The sequence below is a fragment of the Streptomyces sp. SID8352 genome (assembly GCF_009862265.1).
Lineage (GTDB): Bacteria > Actinomycetota > Actinomycetes > Streptomycetales > Streptomycetaceae > Streptomyces.
The window spans coordinates 103,750-109,749 of the sequence record NZ_WWGX01000068.1 but is presented as its reverse complement, the minus strand read 5'-3'; the positions used below and the strand labels follow the sequence as shown (position 1 = coordinate 109,749).

7 protein-coding genes and 1 pseudogene are annotated in these 6,000 nt (G+C 67.3%); 6 read left to right on the top strand and 2 right to left on the bottom strand.

All coding sequences use genetic code 11. From position 1 onward, the window contains the following. Window positions 1-156: 156 nt before the first annotated feature. On the top strand, window positions 157-480 hold the full coding sequence (locus GTY84_RS35015) for an IS3 family transposase (protein ID WP_161224614.1): 324 nt from the start codon (window positions 157-159) through the stop codon (window positions 478-480). A gap of 130 nt (window positions 481-610) precedes the next feature. Next, window positions 611-985: an integrase core domain-containing protein gene (locus GTY84_RS21180; protein WP_161227894.1), complete on the top strand. Its 375-nt coding sequence runs from the start codon at window positions 611-613 to the stop codon at window positions 983-985. A 295-nt stretch (window positions 986-1,280) separates the two neighbouring features. Here the strand turns inward: GTY84_RS21180 and GTY84_RS21175 are convergent, their stop codons facing one another. Continuing rightward, window positions 1,281-1,880 (bottom strand): XRE family transcriptional regulator, encoded by a 600-nt coding sequence (locus GTY84_RS21175; protein ID WP_161227886.1) that lies wholly within the window; start codon window positions 1,878-1,880, stop codon window positions 1,281-1,283. Window positions 1,881-1,969: 89 nt separating this feature from the next. Here GTY84_RS21175 and GTY84_RS21170 point away from each other — a divergent pair, with 89 nt between their 5' ends. From GTY84_RS21170 to GTY84_RS21155, 4 genes are all read left to right on the top strand, one after another. Beyond that, entirely contained in the window at window positions 1,970-2,953 is a 984-nt protein-coding gene (locus GTY84_RS21170; RefSeq protein WP_161227885.1) for an NAD(P)/FAD-dependent oxidoreductase, read from the top strand. A 56-nt stretch (window positions 2,954-3,009) separates the two neighbouring features. Further along, window positions 3,010-3,360, top strand: coding sequence for a thioredoxin (gene trxA / locus GTY84_RS21165; protein WP_161227884.1), 351 nt, complete (start codon window positions 3,010-3,012; stop codon window positions 3,358-3,360). A 360-nt stretch (window positions 3,361-3,720) separates the two neighbouring features. Beyond that, complete coding sequence (locus GTY84_RS35010) at window positions 3,721-4,731, top strand: GNAT family N-acetyltransferase (protein ID WP_202551508.1); 1,011 nt, start codon at window positions 3,721-3,723, stop codon at window positions 4,729-4,731. Between the two features lie 81 nt (window positions 4,732-4,812). Continuing rightward, complete coding sequence (locus tag GTY84_RS21155) at window positions 4,813-5,538, top strand: GNAT family N-acetyltransferase (RefSeq protein WP_161227882.1); 726 nt, start codon at window positions 4,813-4,815, stop codon at window positions 5,536-5,538. Window positions 5,539-5,547: 9 nt separating this feature from the next. On the opposite strand, the pseudogene GTY84_RS21150 reads toward GTY84_RS21155, so the two are convergent. Next, window positions 5,548-5,718 (bottom strand): annotated as a pseudogene (locus tag GTY84_RS21150) (transposase); the annotation flags it as partial. Between the last annotated feature and the right edge of the window lie 282 nt (window positions 5,719-6,000).

The following is a 6,000-nucleotide window of genomic DNA, read 5'->3' as shown; positions in this document are numbered from 1 at the left end:
GCAGGCCAAGGCGGACAGGGGCGAGGGCGCCCCGGGAGAGCTCACGACCGCCGAGCACGAGGAGCTCAGGCGGCTGCGCCGGCAGAACGCCGGACAGGNCAAGACGATCGAGGTGCTGCGAAAGGCCGCGGTCTTCTTCGCGAAGGAGAGCGNTCGGTGAACGAGACGTACGCGTTCATCGAGGCGGAGAAGACCACCCACGGCGTCGCTTTCCTCTGCCGCCTGCTCAAGGTGGCCCGCTCCTCGTTCCACGCCTGGCTCGCCGCGGCGAAGATCAGGGCAGCCCACCGGGCCGCCGACCAGGCCCTGGTGCACGAGATCACCGTGATCCACATCGGCTCGCGCCAGACCTGTGGCGTCCCGCGCGTCCATGCCGAACTACAGCGCCTGGGACGGCGAGTGAACCGCAAACGGGTCGCCCGCCTCATGCGCGCGAGCACGGTGTCCAGGGCGTCACCCGCCGCAAGCGCCGTTCACTGACCAGGCCAGACAACAAGGTCAGGCCGGCCCCGGACCTGATCAGCCGCGACTTCCACGCCGAGATGCCCGGCACGAAGCTGGTCGGCGACATCACCGCGCTGCCGACCGCCGAGGGGCGGCTCTACCTCGCCTGCCGGCTGGACCTGGCCACCCGCGAGGTCGTCGGCTACTCGATGGCCGACCATCATGGCTGCGTGATCCACAGCGACCGCGGCAGCGAATACACCTCGCCCAATTCCGCACTCGAATACGGGAGTTTGGACTTCGTCAAAGCTGCGGGCGCACCGGATCTTGCTTCGGCAATGCCGCCGCAGAGAGTTTCTGGGCCCTGCTCAAAGAAGAGATCGGCACCCGCGTCTGGCCCAACCGGGCCACCGCACGAGCCGACGTCCTCGACTTCATCGAGACGTTCTACAACCGCCGTCGCCTGCGCAGGCACAAGGTCTTCGGCTACCTCACCCCGCCCGAAACCCGGCAACGACACCAACACACCCTCGCGGCATAACCATCGAGTGTCCAAGATCACGGGGAAACTTCAGAAGTTCGTTTTACGGCATGTTGGACACGCTTCGTGCCTCTGGTTCGCCAGGCCCTCCTCGCCCATGCCGTCGCCGCTCTGCCGCCGGCAGGGCATCCGACGCGTGCCACCACGCCTCTGGCGGCGGACGATTGCCGGTGAGTCCGTCCGGGCGGGAAGGGAGCAGCAGTCAGGCGTCCGACGTTGGTGCCGGCAGTTTCACTATCCACCCGGTCACCTGGGGTGTCTTCCGGAAGGCGGTCCCGACAGTGGGTCTTCCCGGTCAGGTCGACGGCTTCTCCCGGGACTGGGGCTTGGCCCGGACGTGTACGCGTTCTCCCTGGGGGCCGAACAGGCTCAGTACCTCCACGGGGGACTTTCCTGCGGGGCCGAACCAGTGCGGCAGGCGGGTGTCGAACTCGGCCGCCTCGCCTGGCTCCAGGACCAGGTCGTGGTCGGCCAGGATGAGCCGAACCTGTCCGGACAGGACGTAGAGCCACTCGTGTCCCTCGTGTGTGACCGGTTCGGGCCGGTTGTGTTCCGCAGGGATGATCGACTTCCAGGCCTGCAGGCGCCCCGGCTGCGTCGACAGTGGGATCGTCGTACGACCGTTGTGGACGCGGGGCTTGCAGCGGACCCGCGGGTCGCCGACCTCCGGTGCTCCGACGAGTTCGTCCAGGGGTACCTGATGGGCCTGTGCGATGGGCAGCAGCAGTTCCAGGCTCGGTCGGCGCTGCCCCGACTCCAGCCTCGACAACGTGCTCTTGGAGATGCCGGTGACTTCGGCCAACGCCGACAGTGACACGCCGCGCTGTGCGCGGACACGCCTGAGACGGGAGCCGACCTGGGCCAGCGCGGCGGCGATCGGTGATTGCTCTTCCATACCTCCATTCCACCCCGATTCCCAGAAATGGCAACACATGTTGTCGTTTCGTTGCGAGGCGTGCACTATCGCGGCAGGAGGTTGTTCTCATGATCAAGACGACAAACGACGACAACAGCAGCGGCGCGCAGCGCGGTGACACGGACGAGGTGTACGACGTGGTGGTGGTCGGAGCGGGAGCGGCTGGCCTCAGCGCCGCCCTGCTCCTTAGCCGCGCCCGCCGCAAGGTGGTGGTGATTGATGCGGGCACGCCACGCAACGCGCCCGCCGCGCACATGCACGGATTCCTGTCCCGCGACGGCCTGCCGCCTGGGGCTCTGCTCGACCTCGGGCAGGCCGAGGTCGACCGCTACGGTGTCCAGCTTCTCCAAGGCCGGGTGGATCAGATCGACCACGGATACCACGTCCGCATGGAGGGCGGGGTGGTGCTCAAGGCCCGCCGTGTCCTGATCGCAACCGGGCTGCGCGACGAACTGCCCGACATCCCAGGCGTGCGCGAACGATGGGGCAAGGACCTGCTGCACTGCCCGTACTGCCACGCCTACGAGGTTCGCGACCAACCGCTCGCCGTGCTCGGCACCCACCCGGGAGCGGTCCACCAGGCGCTGCTCCTGCGCCAGTGGAGCGACGACGTCATCTTCCTCCCGCACACTCTGGACCTGACCCCAGAGGACCGGGAACGGCTGGATGCGCGAGGGCTGTACGTGGTCGGGGGAGAGATCAAGCAGCTTGTCGTGGACGATGACCGGCTTCGCGGGGTCGAACTCGCGGGCGGCCGCGTTGTCCCTCGCACAGCTGCCTTCCTCTTCCCGCGTTTCGTCCCGCACGACGAACTGCTGACCGGGCTGGGATGCGCGAAGGACGACGTGGGCTGGGTCGTCAGCGACCGCACCGGCCGCACGAGCGTCCCGGGAGTCTGGGCCGTCGGCAACGTCGTGGACCCGCGCGCACAGGTCATCACCGCAGCCGGCATGGGCTCCACCGCAGCTTTCGCCATCAACACCGACCTCCTGGACGAGGACATCGACCGCGCCGTCGAACAGCACCGCTATGCAGCCGCCGCCACCCGGTAGCCCACGACACGGCAACCCCGGACCTCATTCCCTACCCCTGCAAGACAGGAAGACACATGCCCGCACATTCCTCGCGCCCGGTGGACAGCATCACCGAGCAGACGTTCGCCGAGCGTGTTCTGCAGACGGAGCGACCCGTCCTGGTCCAGTTCTGGGCCACATGGTGTCACCCGTGCCGGATGGTCACCCCCATCGTGGAGCAGTTGGCCGCCGAACAGTCCGACCACCTGGACGTCGTCAAGGTTGACCTGGACGAGGAGCCTGGGCTGGCTGCCCAGCTCGGCATCACCTCTGTTCCCGCCTTCGTCGTCTACAACGGCGGCCAGCCCACGGGCGGATGGGTCGGCGCGGTACCCAAGCACGTTCTGGAGGAGAAACTCAACTCGATCCTGCGGGGCGGCGGGTGAGCACCGAGACCGAGCCGGAAGCGGCCACTGCTCGCAGAACCGCGCGACGGCCATGAGCTGGCGACCGCACATCGGGTCCACACCAGGGCTCCCGGTGTGCCGGATTAATCAGTTCTGCCGGTGGCTTTCGGCCGATACGATCCCTTTCAGTGACACAGCGGGGCCGAAGGGCCCGCGTGTCTCCGAGACGAAGATGCAGACCGCACGATGTGGCTCTCCCCTGAACGTGGGTCCGCGCTCCTGTCTTCATGCTGGCCTGCCACCGCAGTATTTCCCCAGCACACAGCTGATGCCGAGAGAGGATCACCCGTGAGCGGGACGGCACACGACAGTCCTGGACCCGGTCCATTGCGTGACCGGGTGACCGCGCCGTCGTCCATCGCGCTGCCCGCCGTCGGTGCCGGACTTGTCTGGAGACCTGTCACTGTCGGCGACATCGGTCTGATTCTCGACCTGAAGCGTGCTGCGGGAAGGGTCGATCACCCGCACTCGCTGGTCATGAGAGACGAGCTGGAAGAGGAGTTCGCAAGCGCGTCCTTCACGCCCGGGAGCGACGCGGTGATCGCCGTCGATTCCGCCGGGCGGGCCGTCGCCTACGGCTCGGCAGCGGCCCCGGCGAGCCAGGAGACGATCGTCTGGGTGGAACTCGACGGAACCGTGGCCCCGGACCGCCGTGGCGAAGGCATCGGCAGGGCGCTGCTGGCATGGCAGGAGGCCCGCGGACTCCAGCATCTCGCGGCCTGTGACGCCGTCCTGCCCGGATGGCTCGCCTCGGGTGCCCACGACCATGCCATCCCTGCGATCCGGCTCCTGGAGACACATGGCTACGAACGCGCCCGGTGGTGGATGGAACTGGAACGCGACCTCGCTGCACCAGTCGCCCAGCAGCCGTCCCTGTCCGGAGTGCGGTTCGTGCCCTATGCCGAGGCATGGCAGGAACGATCTAGATCCGCGCTGAACGACGCATTCCGTGACCATTGGGGCACTCAGCCGGTCACCGCCGCCGAATGGGCTGCCGGCGACCGCCTGAGCGCATTCCGCCCGGATCTGTCCGTGCTTGCCGTCACCCCCGGAACACACGAGGGCGAACGCGTCGTCGGTTTCGTCTTCGTCGACGTGACCCGGGAAGAATGGCCGCTGCGGGGAGGACCTTTCGGATACGTGACGGCTGTCGGCGTACGACGGGAGGCGCGAGGACACGGGCTGGCCCGCGCAATGCTGGCTCACGTGCTGCAGGCATTGCGGGCCGACGGCCTGAACCATGCCGTGCTCGATGTCGACGCCGAGAACCCCACCGGCGCCCTCGGCCTGTATCAGAGCCTCGGCTTCACCGTCACCGACCGCTCGGTCAGCCTCGTCAAGCGCTTCTGAATCCTGGGCGCATCCGGCCGTACGGCCCTTCACGGCAACGCCCGGCCTCCACTCGATCACGACGAACAGAAGAGCCTGGACATGTTCCCTTCCGCCATCACCGACTTCTGGCTGAGCCCGCCCCTGACAAGCCGACTCCTCTACGGCGAGGACCATTTCAGCGTCACCACCGATGCCTTCCTGGAGGAGGACGAACGACTCACCATCCTCACGACGACCGACGGAAGGACACGCGTCCTGCTCACCCCGACCATCGCCGAGACCATGGCACTGGAAGAAGGGCAGCCGGCCGACGAGGCAGGCTTCCGCCGACGCCTGGAGGAGTCCGGCATCGTGCTGCACGGGGCCGACAACCTGTTCTACTTCACCGAGAAGGGCCGGGAAGCCCTGCTCGGCGAACCGGACGCCCCCTCGATCCGTGCACTCACCGAGGCCGATGCCCGGGCGTTCGAGCAGTTCGAAGAAGCCGCGTCGGAACAGGACCTCGACAACGCATCTGTCGAACTGGACCACTGGGCCGTCTACGGTGCCTTCGACGACGGACGGCTGGTGTGCGTGGCGAGCATGTACCCGTGGAACGACGCCCCGCTGGCAGACCTCGGCGTCCTGACCCTCCCGTCCTACCGCAACAAGGGGCATGCCCGGCGCCTTGTACGGGCGATCTCCCGGCACGCCCTCGTACGGAATCACGAACCGCAGTACCGTTGCCAGCTCGACAACCATGCCTCGGTCGCAGCGGCCGGATCAGCCGGTCTGACGCGATTCGGCACATGGGACGTCATCGCGCCGGACCAGGGCACGATCTAGGACCGTGTCCTATGTGGTGAGGCGGATGAGTCGCTTGTAGCAGCAGAAGGCGGCGGCGAGGCCGAGGAAGGCCAGGTAGTTGCGGGGTTGTCGTTCGTATCGGTGGTTGAGTCTGCGGTAGCGGGTCAGCCAGGACATGGTCCGCTCGATGACCCATCGTCGGTGCCCCAACCGTTCGCTGGGGCCTTGACCCCGAATCTTGGACACGGGCTATGCGGCTGGTGCGAGCGTAGTTGATGTTGTTTCGGACGCTGCCAAGCCGACGTCCGCCAGTCCATGAGCGCAATCGGCTCCAGCGCGGCCAACGCGCTCGCCGAGTCGTTCAACGCGACGTTCAAACGCGAGAGAGGATGGTCCTAAACGGTGGGGGAGGGCGACAGTGAGAACGAGCGCCCTGTCCCTGAAATCTCGCATGCGGGGGCAGGGCGCCCGCGCGCGAAATGAGGACTGGAAGACGCGCCT